The sequence below is a fragment of the Chloroflexia bacterium SDU3-3 genome, assembly GCA_009268125.1.
Classification (GTDB): Bacteria; Chloroflexota; Chloroflexia; order Chloroflexales; family Roseiflexaceae; genus SDU3-3.
In genome coordinates this window covers 282,136-298,206 of record WBOU01000004.1, presented here as the reverse complement: position 1 = coordinate 298,206, position 16,071 = coordinate 282,136, and the positions used below count along the sequence as shown (strand labels likewise).

The 16,071-nt window shown below is 68.4% G+C and carries 11 protein-coding genes and 1 pseudogene; 4 read left to right on the top strand and 8 right to left on the bottom strand.

What is annotated here, in order from left to right; genetic code table 11:
* Positions 1–6 precede the first annotated feature (6 nt).
* Complete coding sequence (locus F8S13_08560) at positions 7–2,460, top strand: glycosyltransferase family 39 protein (GenBank protein KAB8143936.1); 2,454 nt, start codon at positions 7–9, stop codon at positions 2,458–2,460.
* 779 nt (positions 2,461–3,239) lie between these two features.
* On the opposite strand, the gene F8S13_08555 is transcribed toward F8S13_08560, so the two are convergent.
* The 4 genes and pseudogenes from F8S13_08555 to F8S13_08540 form a co-directional block, all read right to left on the bottom strand.
* The gene (locus F8S13_08555) at positions 3,240–4,043 is read right to left on the bottom strand and encodes a glycosyltransferase family 2 protein (GenBank protein ID KAB8144101.1); all 804 of its coding nucleotides are present in this window, start codon (positions 4,041–4,043) and stop codon (positions 3,240–3,242) included.
* Positions 4,044–4,091: 48 nt separating this feature from the next.
* Positions 4,092–4,979 (bottom strand): annotated as a pseudogene (locus F8S13_08550) (glycosyltransferase family 2 protein).
* A 72-nt stretch (positions 4,980–5,051) separates the two neighbouring features.
* Positions 5,052–5,879: a dTDP-4-dehydrorhamnose reductase gene (gene rfbD, locus F8S13_08545; protein ID KAB8143935.1), complete on the bottom strand. Its 828-nt coding sequence runs from the start codon at positions 5,877–5,879 to the stop codon at positions 5,052–5,054.
* 568 nt (positions 5,880–6,447) lie between these two features.
* Positions 6,448–6,885: a winged helix-turn-helix transcriptional regulator gene (locus tag F8S13_08540; protein KAB8143934.1), complete on the bottom strand. Its 438-nt coding sequence runs from the start codon at positions 6,883–6,885 to the stop codon at positions 6,448–6,450.
* Between the two features lie 53 nt (positions 6,886–6,938).
* Between F8S13_08540 and F8S13_08535 the strand changes: the two genes are divergently transcribed.
* Together F8S13_08535 and F8S13_08530 are read left to right on the top strand one after the other, a co-directional pair.
* Positions 6,939–7,268, top strand: a complete 330-nt coding sequence (locus F8S13_08535; GenBank protein ID KAB8143933.1) for a nuclear transport factor 2 family protein — start codon at positions 6,939–6,941, stop codon at positions 7,266–7,268.
* Positions 7,265–8,053 carry an SDR family oxidoreductase gene (locus tag F8S13_08530; GenBank protein KAB8143932.1) on the top strand — a complete coding sequence of 263 codons (789 nt, stop codon included), beginning with the start codon at positions 7,265–7,267 and terminating at the stop codon, positions 8,051–8,053. The genes F8S13_08535 and F8S13_08530 overlap by 4 nt, the downstream gene beginning before the upstream one ends.
* Positions 8,054–9,276: 1,223 nt before the next feature.
* Here the strand turns inward: F8S13_08530 and F8S13_08525 are convergent.
* Positions 9,277–12,582: an AAA family ATPase gene (locus F8S13_08525; protein KAB8143931.1), complete on the bottom strand. Its 3,306-nt coding sequence runs from the start codon at positions 12,580–12,582 to the stop codon at positions 9,277–9,279.
* A 222-nt stretch (positions 12,583–12,804) separates the two neighbouring features.
* On the opposite strand from F8S13_08525, the gene F8S13_08520 reads away from it, so the two are divergent.
* Complete coding sequence (locus tag F8S13_08520; protein KAB8143930.1) at positions 12,805–13,260, top strand: DoxX family protein; 456 nt, start codon at positions 12,805–12,807, stop codon at positions 13,258–13,260.
* 84 nt (positions 13,261–13,344) lie between these two features.
* On the opposite strand, the gene F8S13_08515 is transcribed toward F8S13_08520, so the two are convergent.
* The 3 genes from F8S13_08515 to dnaJ all read right to left on the bottom strand — a co-directional run bounded on the left by F8S13_08515 (position 13,345) and on the right by dnaJ (position 16,000).
* Positions 13,345–13,932, bottom strand: coding sequence for an HDIG domain-containing protein (locus F8S13_08515; GenBank protein KAB8143929.1), 588 nt, complete (start codon positions 13,930–13,932; stop codon positions 13,345–13,347).
* Positions 13,933–13,984: 52 nt separating this feature from the next.
* Positions 13,985–14,728 (bottom strand): 23S rRNA (guanosine(2251)-2'-O)-methyltransferase RlmB, encoded by a 744-nt coding sequence (rlmB, locus tag F8S13_08510; GenBank protein ID KAB8143928.1) that lies wholly within the window; start codon positions 14,726–14,728, stop codon positions 13,985–13,987.
* Between the two features lie 138 nt (positions 14,729–14,866).
* The gene (gene dnaJ, locus F8S13_08505; GenBank protein KAB8143927.1) at positions 14,867–16,000 is read right to left on the bottom strand and encodes a molecular chaperone DnaJ; all 1,134 of its coding nucleotides are present in this window, start codon (positions 15,998–16,000) and stop codon (positions 14,867–14,869) included.
* Between the last annotated feature and the right edge of the window lie 71 nt (positions 16,001–16,071).

Genomic DNA, 16,071 nt, shown 5'->3' with positions numbered 1-16,071 from the left:
CGCCCTATGACAAAACTCTCACCTGCCGGGGTGGCGCTGGCTCGGCCAGCCGCCCCGGCGGCGCGGCTGGCGGCCTACGCCCTGCTGGCCCTGCTGGCTGGGCTGGTGGCGCTGAACCTGGGCTTCTTCGCGCTGCACGTGGCCCAGGTGCTGCGCTACCCCTACCCTCTGGACTATGGCGAGGGGCCGCTGATCAGCCAGGTGGACCTGATGCGCTCGGGCACCTCGCTCTGGCAGCTCTACGGCCCGCTCGATCAGCCGCCCTTCATGGTGGTGAACTACCCGCCGGTTTTCCTGCTCGTCACCTTTGCGCTCTCCTCGATCATAGGCAATACCCTGCTGGCCGGTCGGCTGGTGTCGCTGCTGGCCACGCTGGCCTGCGCCTGGGGCGTGGCCGCGCTGGCGGGCCGCGCCCCGCAGCGACCGCCGCTGCTGGCGCGCGTGCTGCTGGGGCTGGCCTTCCTGTGCCTGCCGATCGTGCGCGAGTGGGCGGTGGTGATGCGGGTGGACATGCTGGGTGTGGCGCTGGGCGTGTGGGGCCTGCTAGCGGCGCTGCGCGCGGGCGACGAGCGGGCGGGCCGCCGCTGGGTGGCGCTGGCCGCGCTATTGCTGGCGCTCTCGCTGCTCACCAAGCCTTCGCTGCTGGCCGCGCCCGCCGCCGCCATGGCCGCGCTGCTGCTGCGGCGCTGGCCGCGCGGGCTGGCGCTGGCGGGCCTGGTGCTGGCGCTAGGCGGGCTGGCCTGCGCCGCGCTGGCGTCGCGCAGCCGGTTCTTCGACCACGTGGTGCTGGCCAACGCCAATACGTGGCAGGCCGATCTGGCGCTGGGCTTCTGGCAGCAGCAGCTGGCCATCCACGCCACGCTGTTCGCGGCGGGGGCGCTGGGCACGCTGGTGGCGCTGCTGCCGCTGCGCCAGCGCGCGGGCTGGCGGGCCGCGCTGGCCGTGGCCGCGCCGCCGCTGGTCTACGCCGCGCTGGGCACGGCCACGGCGCTGGGCGTGGGCAAGGTGGGCGCGTACCTAAACTACTTTCTTGAGCTGTACGTCGGCCTGATCTGGCTGGCCGCGCTAGCGCTGCGCCGCGCGGATGCGGGCGACACGCGGTTTCGCTGGGCCGACCTGCTGCCGCACTTGGCGCTGCTGCTGCTGGCGGGGGCGCTGGTGCGCTACTACCCAAGCTGGAGCGAGCACTTTGTGAAGGGCGCGGGGATCATCGAGGGCAGCAACCCGCCGCGCCTGATCGTGGGGCGGCGCGGGGTCTGGCAGGATCTGCGGCGCGAGCGCCAGATCCTGGCGGTGATGGCCCGCAGCAACGCCGCGCTAGTGCGCGAGGTGGCGGTCGCGCCCGCGCCCATCCTCACCGACATACCGGGCGTGGCCGCGCAGGCCCGCCACACCTCGCGCCTGCAGGCCTTCGAGCACAGCCAGACCCTGGCGCTGTGGGACATGCGCTCGCTGCGGGTGGATCTGGCCAACGGCGCGGTGCCGCTGGTGGCGCTCGACTACCTGGGCAACTGGCTCATGCCCGAGGTGATCGCCCTGATCACCCACCGCTACGCCCAGGATGGCTCGCGCGGCACTATCGACCTCTACCGCCCGCTTGATACCGGCGAGCTGCACCTGGCCGACACGCCGCTGGGCGCGGGGCTGCGCCTGGGCAGCTACGGCCTGCCGCCCCAGCCGCTGCACCCCGGCGAGATCCTGCCCGTGACGCTGGTGATCAAGGCCGAAGCGCCCAGCACCGCCCAGCCCGAGATCGCTGTCACGCTGGCCGACGCGGCGGGGGCCACGCTGGCCCAGGCGCGGCAGCCGCTGGCCTACGGCGCGGTTGCCCCCGCCGAGATCCCGCCCGCCGGGGTGCAGCACATCCAGCCGCTGGCGCTGCCCGCCGACCTGCCGCCCGGCACCTACACGCTCTTCGCCCAGGTGGATGGCGGCCAGCCGCAGCGCGTGGCCAGCGTGGCGGTGGCGGCGGGCGGCGCGATGATGGCGAGCGGCTGGATCGCGGGGCGCAGCGAGTATGTGCCCCCGGCGCTCTACGCCGAGTGGCAGCGCCTGGGCGGCGAGCCGCGCCTGGGCCTGCCGCTCGGCCCTGCCGCGCCCTTCGTGGGCTACACCCAGCAGTGCTTCCTGCGCGGCTGCCTGCGCCTGCCGCTTGGCGGCCTAGCGGCGCAGGCCCCTGTGGGGGTGTGGCTGGCGGCTGGCGATATCGGGGCCAATGGGGCGATGGAGCAGCCCACGGTGGGGGCGGGCTTCGCGGCGTTCTACCAGCAGCACGGCGGCCAGGCCGACCTGGGCGCGCCGGTGACGAACGAGTTCCGCAGCGGCGACCGCGTGGTGCAGTACACCGAGTTCGCGCGGCTGGAGCGCCCGGCGGCTGGCGGCGCGGCCTCATTCGGGGCGGTGGGGGTGGATGTGCTGCGCCTGCCCGAGGGCACGCCCTACCGCTGGCCGAGCGAATAACCACGAAGCCGCAAAGGGGAACGATTAACCACCAAGACTCCAAGACACCAAGGGAACGAAAACCACGAAGACGCGAAGGCGCGAGGGAAGCGATTAACCACCAAGGCTCCAAGGGGAAATCAGCTTGCCAGCGCTGGGCACAGCCTTCCCGCTACGTGCCGATCATGGCCAGCATGCCTATAGGTGCGCCTTCGCTGGATGGGCTAGGCTGCTGGCTCGCAAGTTCCCGCCCAGCCCTACCTACTCGGCCCATGCGGCGAAGGTGCTGCTAAAGTCTGGATGGCCATATGCATGAACCCCAGCAGCCAGGGAAGAGCACGGGAACGCCCAAAATTGGGGGTTCGAAGGGGGCGATGCCCCCTCGCGGGGGTTCTGGGGGCTGGCCCCCAGACGCTGCCCGCGTAGGGCACACACCCAGCAATCAAGAACTACCATCATGATCGAAGCCGCACCCGGTCGGCCCGACCGCGCAACGCTGCAAGCATTGCCGCCGGTCGGCCCAAAACGACGCGGAAACAACCCAGAAAGTAGTGATACCTGTTGAACCCTTTTGCCCCCTTCGCGCCTTTGTGTCTTCGTGGTGAATTGGTTCTTTGCTTTTGTAGTGAAGCGGTGCTTTTGCTCCCCGGCCTGGCCCATCCGGCGAAGGTGCTGCGTAGGGGCTGCTGGCCATGATCCAGCCCGCAGCGGTACGGCGGCTGCGCACGCGGCGGCGCATGTTTTTCAAAAAAGAAGCGGCCAGCAGAGTGCACCTCTGCTGGCCGCTTCTGCGCCGTGCGCTAGAGCTTGCCGGGCTGATCGACCGGCTCGGGGTGGGGCGCGTGGAGGTCGGGGTAGAGGCCGAGCATGGCCTTCCAGCGCACCGCCAGCACATCGCGGAAGTTGCGGTACGAGTCGCGCAGCGGGTCGACCTTGGTATCCTCGCCGTAGTACCACACCACCGGCACCTCGCGGATCTGGTAGCCGCGCCTGCGGGCCAGGAACAGGATCTCGACATCGAAGGCGGTGACGGCAGCGCCCACCACCGGCTTGGCGTCCTCGCCGTAGAGCTGGGTGCGGCCAAATAGGTCGCGGGCCACCGGGCGGGTGAAGGCCTTGAAGCCGCACTGGGTGTCCTGGATGCCCTGGAAGGCCACCAGCTGCACCACGGTGTTGAACACGCGGCCCATCACGTGGCGGTGCCACGGCTCGCCTAGGCGCTTGGCCCCCATCCCCTCGCGCGAGCCAATGACCACCTGGTAGCCCTGCTCGAAGAAGGGCGCGAGCTTCTCCCACTCCTCGATCGGGGTGGCCAGGTCGGCGTCGCACAGCAGCACAAAGCGGCCCCGCGCATCGAGCGCGCCGGAGCGCACCGTCGCGCCCTTGCCGCGGTGGGGCAGGCGCAGCAGGCGCAGCGTGGGGTGGGCGGCGGCCAGCTGATCGACGATGGCGGCGGTGGTGTCGGCGCTGCCGTCGTCGGCCACGATCACCTCGCTGCTGTAGGGCTGGGCATCTAGGTAGGCCAGCACGCGCCGCAGCGTCTCGGGCAGGCGGCGCTCCTCATTGTAGGCCGGTATAACGACCGAGAGAGTCACAGTTTCCATAGAGCCTTGTCCGTTGTTGTCGGGCGGGATGCTGGGGGCGGCGCGCTGGGAGCGCTTGGCGATGAACTGGGGCAGGGCGCGCAGGCCATCCAGCTGGCCGCGCAGGCGCATGCGGGCGGCCTTCTCGCGGATGTGGCGCAGCGAGTGGAGCGCGAAGCCCAGCTCGGAGAGCACCAGGCCGGGCCAGGCGCGGCGGGCCAGGTGGGCGGGCATGTTCTTGGCCCACACCAGCATGAAGTTGCGCCCGCAGTAGTAGCTGGCCAGCACGCCGCCGCCGGATGCGCTGAGCCGGTGGTAGACCACGGCCTCGGGCACGTAGATGGTGCGCAGGCCGCGCCGCCAGGCCCGCAGGTTCAGGTCGACATCCTCGCAGTACATCTTCAGGTCGGGGTCGAGCACGCTGCCGCCCTCGGCCAGGGCCAGCAGGTCGGCGCGGCGGTAGGCGGCGGCCCCGGCGCATGGCCCGAACACTGGCTCGGGGGTATTGTACTGGCCGGTGTCGCGCTGCCACACGCCCCGGCTGAAGGGCACGCCGTCGCTGCGGTAGCCGTCGCCCGCCGAGTGGAAGGTATCGCGCTGGGTGAAGAGCATAAGCTTGCTGGCGGCGAAGCTGTACTCGGGGTGCTGCTCTAGCGCGCCCACCAGGGCGGCTAGCCAGCCGGGCGTGGCCTCGGTGTCGTTGTTCAGCAGCACCACGTACTCGCCGCTGGTGGCGGCGATGCCCGCGTTGGCGGCGCGCACGAAGCCGCCGTTCTGCGCCATGGCCAGCACCTGCACCTCGGGGTACTCCCGGCCCAGCAGGTCGAGCGAGCCGTCGGCGGAGCCGTCATCCACCACCGTGATACGAAAATCGCCGCGCGTCTGGCGGCGCAGCGAGTCGAGGCAGGTGGGCAGGTGGGCGACGCCGTTGTAGTTTGGGATGATGATGTCGATCATGGTGATAGCGGCGCTGGCGCGCCATGCTCCCAGCAAATGGCGGGCCTGCCTTGGCCCGCCCCAGTGTGCCCGCTAGCGCGCCAGGAAGGCGGCCACGGCCTCCTGCCACGGGCGCAGCGTGATGCCCAGCGCGGCCCCGGCGGCGTTGGCCAGCGGGGTGTAGGGCGGCACCACGCTGTCGCGCTTGAATGCGGCCAGCGGTATGCGCTTGAGCGGGAAGTCGGCCCTGCCAGCCTGGCGCAGGATCTCGGCGGCGAAGTCGTAGCGCGAGCAGCTGCCCTCGTTCACCACGTGGTACGTGCCGAAGTGGCGGGTCTGGGCCAGCTGGCCCACGGCCTCGGCCACGTCGTAGGTGTAGGTGGGCGAGCCGATCTCGTCATCCACCATGGCCAGCTCGGGGCGCTCGGCGGCTAGCCGCAGCACGGTGCGCACGAAGTTGCGCTCGCCGCCGTACAGCCAGGCCACGCGGGCGATGTAGAACTCATCCAGCAGCTCGCGCACGATCTGCTCGCCGCACCACTTCGACCAGCCGTAGGGGTTGATGGGCGCGGCCTGGTCGTACTCGTAGTAGGGGCGGCTGCCGTGGCCCGAGAAGACCTCGTTGGTGCTGATGTAGACCAGCGGCGCGCCCAGCGCGCGGCAGCCGAGCGCCACATGCTTGGTGCCCAGGGCGTTGGCGCGGTAGGCCCGGCCCGGCTCGCGGGCGCAGCCATCCACGTTGGTGTAGGCGGCGGGGTGGATGACCAGCTCGGCCCCGGTGGCGGCCAGCTGCTCGACAGCGGCGGGCTGCTCGATATCGAGCTCGGCGCGGCTGAGGGCGATGATCTCGTGCTGCTGGCCGAGCACCTGGCCCAGCGCCTGCCCGAGCTGCCCGCTCGCGCCTGTGATTGCGATGCGCATATGTACCCTTGGTATCTACGGCGATAATGTGCCTATCATAGAAGATCGCGGGGAGCGCGTCAAATGTAGGTTACACCGCTTGCCACGAAGATGCGACGTTTTCTACCATCAAGACTCCAAGGCACTACGTTGTTGGATGAGTGGCGATGGGGTGAACCATGGGGCTGCTTTAATTCCCTCGATTTTGGGTCAATCTACGCGCCATCCTATTACTCTACGCGTTTCTTGTGATGTAGGAGGGTAGCCGTAATACGGGCGAAAACCTGCAATAAACGAAAACATGTAAGCGCTTTGAAGCATCCCCATGCAGAACATACGCAATGCGTTTCTAATTATCTCTAGTGATTTCGGACGCAAAAAGGTGCTCTTTTGCCCCCGTGAGTGGGTTGTAGCTCTCTGCACGCGCATCTGTTCTGGTGTATTTGACCGTTTTGAGGGATTATGCAAAAAAACCATATGAGGAAGCAATGTACACGAATCCGCTTAACCGGGCTTTCCGTTCCATTGCTCCCAGAACCCCTGGTACTACTTACAGGCCAACAACATCGACAAACGTCTCAAGGGGTGGCTAGAACGTGTCATTTCCGGCGGCGAGGTCATCCACCATCGTGCCGGTATTGATGAGGCGTGCCCGAACCTCGTCTGGCGCCGACTCTGCCCAAGTGAGCAGCTTATCGAGCACCGGGCAGAGGGTTTGCCCCCAGGCAGTGAGATGGTACTCCACCCGAGGCGGCACCTCGGCATGGACAATGCGGGTGACAACGCCGTCGGCTTCCAGCTGCCGCAGCTGCTGGATCAGCATCTTCTGGGAAATGCCTGGGATGGCTCGTTCCAGCTCCGAGAACCGGCGGATGTTGGAGTCAAACAGCTGAAACAAGATCACGAGCTTCCACCGACCTTCAAGCACACGAATCACGTTTTGCGCATTCTGCGCGGCATTCTGAGGCGAGTAGCTCATACACTTACCTTTTGGTATGTACCCAACTTCTTTGTCTGTTCTTGACATTCCTTCAGCATATCACTATCATTTCTGAAACGCAACAATGGAGAGGATGCCAAATGACAGCAGCATTACCCAAGCCTATAGCCGACTATGTCGAGGCAAACGCACAACTCGATGTGGACGGCATGTTGAAGCCCTTTGCCGCCGACGTGGTTGTCTTGGACAACGGACGCCGTTACGATGGCCACGCCGAACTGCGGACCTTGCTCGAAGAGGCGGTGGTCGGCGCAAAAGCGATCTTCACGCCAGACACCGTCCGGTACGAGGACGCTCAGATCGTCGTCGAAGGCCCCGCCTACGGCGATTTCCCGGGCAGCCCGATCCGTTTCACCTACCGCTTCACGCTCGACAACGACGCCATCAAAGCCCTGGAGATCACGGTATGACCTTCCATGTTCATTCGACCGAGTTTGCAGGCAAGCGTGTTCTCGTCAGCGGCGGCACCAAGGGTGCGGGCCGCGCCACCGTCGACCGCTTCGTGGCAGGCGGCGCCCAGGTGATCACTGCCGCACGCGGAACCCCGGATCCCATCGACGGCGTCGAGTTCGTCCAAGCGGACCTGACGACGGCCGAGGGTGGGGAAATCCTGGCTAAGGCGGCACTCGAACGCATGGGTGGCGTCGATATCCTCGCCCACGTGCTCGGCGGTTCGGCCACGCCGGGTGGGGGTTTTGTCGCCTTGACGGACGATCACTGGCTGGCCGAACTGAACCTGAATCTTTTGGCGACCGTTCGCCTTGATCGCCTCCTCATTCCGCAGATGATCGAACGCGGCAGCGGCGCGGTGGTGCACGTGACTTCTATCCAGTCGGTCCTGCCTCTTCCCGAGGCGACCACTGCCTATGCAGCCGCCAAGGCCGCACTCAAGACCTACAGCAAGTCCCTTTCCAAGGAGCTGGGGCCGAAGGGTGTGCGGGTGAACGTTGTCTCCCCCGGCTGGATCATGACCGAGTCGTCCGTTGACCTGCTGAAGCGCCTGCAGGCCGCCAATGGCGGCACGATCGAGGAGGCGCGCCAAGTCGTGCTCGACAGTTTAGGCGGCATCCCGATTGGGCGTGCGGCCGAACCCTATGAGGTCGCTGACCTTATCGCCTACCTAGCCTCGGATCGCGCCGCTGCAATTCATGGCGCTGAGTTCGTTATCGACGGTGGCACCGTTCCGACCGTCTGAGGTCATCCCTCCGACGTTCGCACCGGGTGGCGGAGGTCGGGTGATAAACGCTTACGATAGTGGCACACCGCACTCGCCAGGCTGTGGCGGCCTTCGCCACGGTTGAGCTCATCAGCCCCAGTCGCTGCAGGTTGAGATCACGGCAACGACGAATAAAGTCGTTGCCTTCAACAGCTTCCAATAGTGGCTGACCTTTGGCCGTAAGGGACGTATTCCTGATGGCGACTCCGACAGAGGCGGAGAAGGGGGGCAACTATGTCGATGTGCTGGCCGACGCGGTGATCCTACACAATGTCTACCTTTGGTGCCTACCAGCGCTCATCGGAGCCACCGCCCCCTTCGCGGCGGTGCTGAGCTGGGCCTTGCCGAACATCAATCCCTGAACGCCCTCTGCAGGCAAGTATGCGGACGTAGCGGCCCCATGTTCTTGGACATGGGGCCTAACCATGTCAGCGCCACAGTGGACAAGCTGGCGATTTTTGACTGCAAAACTGAAGGAGGTGGTGCGAGCATTTCGCATGGGGAAGCCTTAAGGCGCTTACATGTTTTTCGTTTACTGCAGATTTTTACATGTATCACGACTGCCACCCATGTATGCGGCCGATTGTTCTGCAGCAAGGGGCCGACCATGCTGCTGCAAGAGAGTAGTTCCGTTTGTTTGGTGGGTGGATGCCCTGCGCGGGCGGGTTCTGGGGGCTAGGGCCCAGAACCCCTGCGAGGGGCGACGCCCCCTTCGAACCCCCAATTTGAAGCATTCCAATGCCGAATGCTGGCGGCTGGTATTCGTGCATATGGCCAGCAAAACACTAGCGGCACCTTCGCCGCATGGGCCGGGCGGGATGGGGTCGCGTTGATTTTCATCGACGTAGGGTCGGGTCTGGTGCCCGCCCGCGCTGGGTTGCATCGCATGCATTGCAGGGGTGTTCGTGCATATGGCCAGTGTGCACGAGCAGCAGCTTCGCCGCATGGGGTTGGTTCTATCGAGGGGCGTGCGAGCCAGCGGCCCGCGCGGGCAGGCCAGCGGCCTCGCCCATCCAGCGAAGGTGCGACTATCGGCCTGCTGGCCATAATCTTCACCGCAGCGGGAAGGCTGCGCCCAGCGCTGGCAGGCTCATTTTTCTTGGAGCCTTGGAGTCTTGGTGGTAAACGGTTCTCCTTAGCGCCTTCGCGTCTTCGTGGTATTCGTCCCCTTCGCGCCCTTGGTAGTAAAACGGTCTTCAGCGTCAGCGCAGGCGGGCCAGCCAGGCTTTGAGCCAGCCGTACTCCGAGCCAGCCAGCAGGGCGGCGGCGCGGGCGAGCGCGGCCTGTGTGGCGGGCGCATCGCCCAGCAGCTGGTGGGTCTCGGCTAGGCGCAGCTCGACCTGGGCCAGGAAGAAGCCTGCCTCGGCCTCGGCGCGCACCTCCTCCAGCATGGTGGCGGCGCGGGCCACGTCGCCACGACCGCGCGCCACCATGGCTAGGTTGGCGTGGTAGGTAGCCACGTGCTCGCGGTTGCCGTAGCGCTCGGCCAGCACCATGCCGCGCCGCAGCCAGGCCTCGGCGGCGTCCCAGTCGCCCTCGGCCAGGGCGATCTCGCCGCGCGTGCTGTAGAGCCACTGGCGGGTGAGCATCAGGTTGTGGCGCTCGACCAGGGCGAAGGCGGCGTCGATATCGGCGTGGGCGGTGGCCATGTCGCCCAGCAGCATGGCGTGGTAGGCCAGGTTGTTATGGCCGATCACGCGCACCAGCACCTCATCTGCCGCCTCGCCCTTGGCCACCAGGGTGCGGTAGAACTGGATGGCCAGCGGCAGATCGCCCTGCTGCGCGGCCACGTTGCCCTGCTCCAGCAGGATGTCGAGCAGCAGCTGGGGGGCCTTGCCCAGCTGGGCCAGCACATAGGCTCTGCGCAGCAGGCTGGCGGCCTCGGCCAGCGAGCCACCGCTGACCCGCATGCTCGCGCCCAGCAGGTAGGCCGCGCGGGCCTGCTCCACGGGGTCTTGCTCGTCGGCCAGGTGCTGCCGCCCGCGCTGCACCCATAGCTGCACCTTCCCCACATCGCCCGTGCCCAGGAACGAGCGGGCCAGCTCTAGGCAGGCCATCGCCGCACCTCTGGTATCATCCTGCGCCTCGTAGCCCTGCACGGCGGCCTCGAAGCAGGCGCGCGCCGCGTCTAGCTCGCTCAGGCGGTAGCGGGCCAGTCCCAGCCCGAAGATGCGGGCGGGGTGCGGGTCCAGCTCGTGCGCCATCTGGTAGAAGTGGGCGGCCTCGGCGTTGGCGTTGAGCGCCAGGGCCTGGTCGCCCGCCTGCTCGGCGTAGCGGGCGGCGCGGCTGCCCTCGCCCGCCTCGCGGTAGTGCCAGGCCATGCGGCCAGCGGCCAGCCGCAGCTGGGCTGGCTCCAGCCGCTCCCAGGCGGCGGCGGCGCGGCGGTGCAGCAGCACGCGGCGGGCGCTGCCCAGGCCGCGCTCCACCACCGCCGCGATCAGGGGGTGGCCGAACACATAGCGCTCGCCGTCGTCGCGCAGCAGCCCGGCGGCCTGCAGCAGGTCGAGCGCCCGCAGCAGGGTCGCGTCGTCGCAGCCGCTGGTCTGCTGGATCATGAAGAAGTCGGTCTCGGGCTGGAGCACGGCGGCGGCCTGGATGACCTGCAGCGCCTCGTCGGAGAGGGCGGCCAGCCGCGAGGCGATCAGGTCGGTGAGCGCCACCGGGATGTCGCCGGGGGCGGCCTGGGCCAGCTCGCTGATGAAGTAGGGGTTGCCGTCGCTCTGGGCGTAGATCTGCTCGACCTGGCTGAGGTCGCCCACCAGCGAGGCCACCAGCGCCGCCGTCTCGTCGCGGCTGAGCCTGCCCAGCGCGATCTTGCGCAGCAGCCCGGCCTGCGACCAGGCGGCCACCAGCCCCAGCAGCGCGGGCGGCAGCTCCTCGGGGCGGTAGGTGATCACCACCAGCAGCGGCATGGCCTGGGCGCGGTGGGTCAGGTAGCCCAGCCAGTCGAGCGTGGCCTTGTCGGCCCAGTGCACATCCTCCACCACCAGCACGGCGGGCTGGCCGGGCGCGAGCCCCAGGCCCAGCACCAGCGCCTCGAACAGGCGCAGCTGCTCCTCGGCGGGGGGCAGCGCGGGGGGCGTGGGCAGCGGGTGGGCGGGTGCGTGCAGCTCGGGCATGATCCGCGCCAGATCGGCCAGCCAGCTGGGCGGGGTGAAGCTGGCCATAGCCAGCAGCCGCTCGCGGGATGGCTCGGCGCGCAGCAGGCCGATGGCGGGGGCCAGCGGCATGTGCTGCGTCATGGGCAGGCAGCGGGCCGCGAGCAAGGCGGGGCGGGCATCCAGCCCGGCCAGCCAGGCCTGCCACAGGCGCGATTTGCCAATGCCCGCCTCGCCCTGGAGCGCCACCACCTGCGCGCGCCCGGCGGTGGCCTGCCAGGCCTCGCGCATGGCCGCCAGCTCGGCCCCGCGCCCGATCAGCGGCGCGGGGCTGGCCTGGGGCGGCTGGGCGGGCGGCGCGGCCTGGGGCATGTCGCCGCTCAGGATGTCCAGGCGGAGCTGCTCGGTCTCGGGCAGGGGCGCGACGCCCAGCTCGCGCTGGAGCACATCGCGTAGGGCGTCGTACTGGCGCAGGGCGGCGGCGCGGTCGCCCATGTGGGCGTGGGCCTCGATCAGGGCGCGGTGGGCTGGCTCCTGCAGCGGGTCGCTGGCCAGCGCCTCGCGGGCGATCCGCGCCACCTCGGCCCAGCGCTGGGCGGCGCGGGCGGATTCTACCAGGGCGGCCAGGGCCTGCTGGTAGCGCTCGAAGTAGAACTCGCGCGCGCCCACCAGCCACAGCTCGAAGTCGGCGGCGTCGCCGAACGACAGGCCGTCGAGCAGCGGGCCACGGTAGAGCCGACGGATGATCTGGTGCGGGCTGGCCAGGGCGCGCCCCGCCGCCTGGGCCGCGCTGGCGGCGTGGGCGGCCTGCTGGAAGGCGCGCACATCGGTCCAGACCCGCTCGTGCAGCGACAGGTGGGTGGTGCCCTGCACCGTGTCCTCGCCCAGCGCGGCGCGCACCTTCCACAGCAGGTTGCGCAGGTTCTTGCGGGCCGCCTCGCCCGCGCTGTCGGGCCACAGCAGGGCCAGCAGCTGCTCGCGCGGCTGGGGCTGCTCGTGGGCGGCCAGGTAGGCCAGCAGCCCCAGCGCCTTGGCCGCGCCCAGCGCCACCGGCTGGCCCGCCAGCGAGATCGCCGCCGTGCCGAACAGGGCGGCGCGCGCTGCCGCAGGCTGGCCAGCCCCAGACATCTGCGCGGCCAGGGCGCGCAGCCGCTCGGATGTCACCGCCGCGTCGCGCCCCAGGTAGTGCTTCTGCAGCTGCCGCCCCTGGGTGCGGTAGGCGTACCAGTACCACTGGCGGCCCTTCTGCTCGCGCCGCACCGTGAGCGCGCCGCCCGCGCCCTGGTACGAGAACGAGGTGGCCCCGCCGAGCCACGCGAACCACTCCGCCGTGTCCAGCGGGATGTCGCGCTCGCCGGGGCCGAGCGAGAGCGTGGTGTTGCGCACGGTGGGGAGCCGTCGGGATGCCATGGGCGTGTCCTTTTTGGTGGTGGTGGCCTGTTCTCTGCAAGTATAGCGGAACATGGGTAATACAACCAGCGGTAGAATAGGGCATTCTAGCGCAGAAAAATGAGAGCTTGAGAAGGACGCCGTAAGGGACAGAGCAGATGACATGCGGCAGCTACACTGCTGCCATCGAATATGTTCAGCGAACGCAATAGTATCGGTATAGAGAGAGAGAAAGGGAACCCCATGTTTGCAAATGTCTGGGCGCGCACGCAGCCCTACGGCCTGACCGTCCTTCGCATCTTCACCGGCATCGTCTTTTTCATGCACGGCTGGCAGAAGCTGACCATGATGGGCATTGAGGGCACGGCTGGCTTCTTCGGCAGCCTGGGCATCCCGCTTCCGGCGGTGGCCGCCGTGATCGTGATCGCGCTGGAGCTGCTGGGCGGCCTGGCGCTCATCCTGGGCCTTGGCACACGCTACATCGGGCTGCTCAGCGCCTTCAACATGCTGGTGGCGCTGCTCACTGTCCACCTCTCCAAGGGCTTCTTCGCTGGCGACGGCGGCTACGAGTTCGTGTTCCTGCTCATGGGCGCGTCGCTGGCGCTCGCGTTCAGCGGCAGCGGCGCGCTGGCGCTGGAGAACCTGTTCGGCTCACGCGATCTGTCGGCCAGCAGCGCCTCCGCGCGGCAGGCGGCCTAGCCCCTATGTGGCGCTAGCGGTGGGAAAAAGAAAACGGCACCTGCTGTCGGGCAGGTGCCGTTTTTGTGTGTGCCGTCGCTGGTGCTAGGCCGGGGAGACGCCCTCAAGGCCCAGCCGTTTGGCGTCGGCCCGCAGCGCCTCGATCACGCTCTGGATCAGGTCTTCCAGCGGCACGCCCAGCAGCTCGGCCCCATTGCGGATGTCGTCGCGGCTGACGGCGCGGGCGAAGGCTTTGTCCTTCATCTTCTTCTTCACCGAGGCCACATCCACATCGGCGATGCGCTTGGATGGCTTCACCAGCGCCACGGCGGTGACGAAGCCCGACAGCTCATCCACCGCGCGCAGGCTCTTCTCCATGGGGCTGATCGGCTCGACGCCGCTGTAGTCGGCGTGCGAGAGGATGGCGCGGGTTATCTCCTCGCTCCAGCCGTGCTCGCGCAGGTAGGCCACGCCCACGTAGGGGTGGTTGGATGTCTCATCGGTGCCCAGCGTGGGGTAGCGCTCGTAGTCCATGTCGTGCAGTAGCCCGACGGCGGCCCACAGATCCTCGTCCGCGCCCTGCTGGCTGGCCAGGTAGCGCATGGCGTCCGAGACCGCGTAGCAGTGCTTGCGCAGGCTCTCGGACTGCACCCACTCCTCCAGAAGCACCTGGGCCTGATCAAGATAGCTCATCATTGCCTCCCAAACTGCGCACCGAGAAGAATACCGTCTGGCGAACGTGCGGCTACTCGGCCCGCGCGCGCCACGCGCTGTACAGCAGCAGCGATCCGGCCACCGCCGCGTTCAGCGACTCGATCTTGCCCGCCATGGGCAGCTTCACCAAGAAGTCGCACTTCTCGCGGGTGAGCCGGGCCAGGCCGCTGCCCTCGGCCCCGATCACCAGGGCCAGCGGCATGTTCAGGTCGACCTCGTCGAACACCTTCGAGCTCTCATCCTCGTCGGCACCCACCACCCAGATGCCCTCTTTCTGCACCTCGGCGATGGTCTGGGCCAGGTTGGTCACCACCACGATGTTCAGGTGCTCGGTCGCGCCCGCCGAGGCGTTGGCCACCGCCGCAGTCACCTCGGCGGCGCGGCGGCCCGGCATGATCACGCCGTGCGCGCCCACCACCTCCGCCGTGCGGATGAGCGTGCCGACGTTCTGCGGGTCTTGCAGGTGGTCGAGCATGAGCAGTAGGGCAGGCTCGCCGCGCTCCTCGGCCAGGCGCAGGCAGTCCTCCACCTCCACATAGGGGTAGGGGCCGCACTCCAGGGCCACGCCCTGGTGATTCACCTCGCGCAGCTGCTTATCGAGGTCGCGGCGGTCGATGCGCTGGGCGGGGATGCCCGCCGCCTCGGCCAGCTTGATGATCTCGGCCAGCGCGCCGGTCTCCTGCGCGCCGCTGGAGATGAGCACGCGCTTGAAGCTGCGCCGCTTCGCCCGCAGGGCCTCGCGCACCGCGTTGCGCCCGTACAATATGTCTGCCATGCCTAGCAATCCTTCTGGTAGTGTGTTCGAATACGATGCCGTGAGCTTGGTGCGCCGGAGTGCCGAGCAGAGACGGCGCAAGGCGAGAAGCGGAGGCCCGCGCCCCCGCTTCCCGCCTGAAAGGGATGCGATCGGTTGCTAGAGCCCAAAGGTGCTCTTCAGCCAGCCTTTGAACCCGCCTTCGTCCTGGCCGTTGTTGGCCGGGTCGCTGCGCAGGGCCTGCTCCAGCTCCTGGAGCAGCCGCCGCTGGTTGTCGTTGAGCTTGGTGGGCACCACCACCCGTGTCACCACAATCTGGTCGCCGCGCCCGCCGCCGCGCAGGAAGGGCACGCCCTTGCTGCGGATCTTGAAGGTTGCGCCGTGCTGGGTGCCGCCGGGCACCTTCAGCTTCTCCATGCCGTCGAGCGTGGGCACCTCTAGCTCGGTGCCCAGCGCGGCGCTGGCGATGCTGAGCGGCAGCTCCAGGATGATGTCGTTGCCGTCGCGCTGGAAGAACTCGTGCGGCTGCACATCCAGGGCAACGTACAGGTTGCCGTGGGGGCCGCCGTGGGGGCCTGCCTCGCCCTCGCCGCTGATGCGGATCTGCGAGGCCCCATCCACGCCCGCCGGGATCTTGACGGTGAGCTTGCGCGGCTTGCGCAGCCGCCCCTCGCCCTTACAGTCGCGGCATGGGATGGCGACCACCGAGCCGGTGCCGCCGCACATGTCGCAGGTGGTGACGGTGACCATGTTGAACAGCGGGGCGCGCTGGCGCACCTCGCCCACGCCGTTGCACTTGGGGCAGCGGGTCGGCTCGGTGCCTGGCTCTGCGCCGTTGCCGCCGCAGGTGCCGCAGGCCTCTAGCCGCCGGAACTCGATATCCTTCTCCACGCCGAACACGGCCTCCTCGAAGGTGATCGAGAGCATGTAGCGCAGGTCGGCCCCGCGCTGCGGCCCCCGGCTGGCCCGCCCGCCGGCCATGCCGCCGCCGAAGAAGGTCTCGAAGATCGTGCCGAACGGGTCGCCGCCCATGCCGCCGAACGGATCGTAGCCCGCGCCCGCGCCCGCCCCCGGGCTGTTGTGGCCGAAGCGATCATACATTGAGCGCTTCTCAGGGTCGGAGAGCACGTCGTTGGCCTCGTTGATCTCCTTGAACTTGGCCTCGGCCTCCGGGTCCTTGTTGACATCGGGGTGGTACTGTCGCGCCAGCTTGCGGTAGGCCCGCTTGATGTCGTCTGGTGTCGCGTTTCGCTCGACGCCAAGCACTTCGTAGTAATCGCGCTTTGCCGCCATTGTATACCTCGGTATGCAGCCGTGGGCCGTGGCGCGGGCCCCCCCCAGGTGGGGGGGCGGGGGGGTGCGGC

Excerpts from the sequence above, each read along its gene's own strand:
- F8S13_08560 (KAB8143936.1), top strand. The coding sequence starts at position 7 with ATGACAAAACTCTCACCTGCCGGGGTGGCGCTGGCTCGGCCAGCCGCC.
- F8S13_08555 (KAB8144101.1), bottom strand. The coding sequence starts at position 4,043 with ATGGAAACTGTGACTCTCTCGGTCGTTATACCGGCCTACAATGAGGAG.
- rfbD (KAB8143935.1), bottom strand. The coding sequence starts at position 5,879 with ATGCGCATCGCAATCACAGGCGCGAGCGGGCAGCTCGGGCAGGCGCTG.
- F8S13_08540 (KAB8143934.1), bottom strand. The coding sequence starts at position 6,885 with ATGTCAAGAACAGACAAAGAAGTTGGGTACATACCAAAAGGTAAGTGT.
- F8S13_08535 (KAB8143933.1), top strand. The coding sequence starts at position 6,939 with ATGACAGCAGCATTACCCAAGCCTATAGCCGACTATGTCGAGGCAAAC.
- F8S13_08530 (KAB8143932.1), top strand. The coding sequence starts at position 7,265 with ATGACCTTCCATGTTCATTCGACCGAGTTTGCAGGCAAGCGTGTTCTC.
- F8S13_08525 (KAB8143931.1), bottom strand. The coding sequence starts at position 12,582 with ATGGCATCCCGACGGCTCCCCACCGTGCGCAACACCACGCTCTCGCTC.
- F8S13_08520 (KAB8143930.1), top strand. The coding sequence starts at position 12,805 with ATGTTTGCAAATGTCTGGGCGCGCACGCAGCCCTACGGCCTGACCGTC.
- F8S13_08515 (KAB8143929.1), bottom strand. The coding sequence starts at position 13,932 with ATGAGCTATCTTGATCAGGCCCAGGTGCTTCTGGAGGAGTGGGTGCAG.
- rlmB (KAB8143928.1), bottom strand. The coding sequence starts at position 14,728 with ATGGCAGACATATTGTACGGGCGCAACGCGGTGCGCGAGGCCCTGCGG.
- dnaJ (KAB8143927.1), bottom strand. The coding sequence starts at position 16,000 with ATGGCGGCAAAGCGCGATTACTACGAAGTGCTTGGCGTCGAGCGAAAC.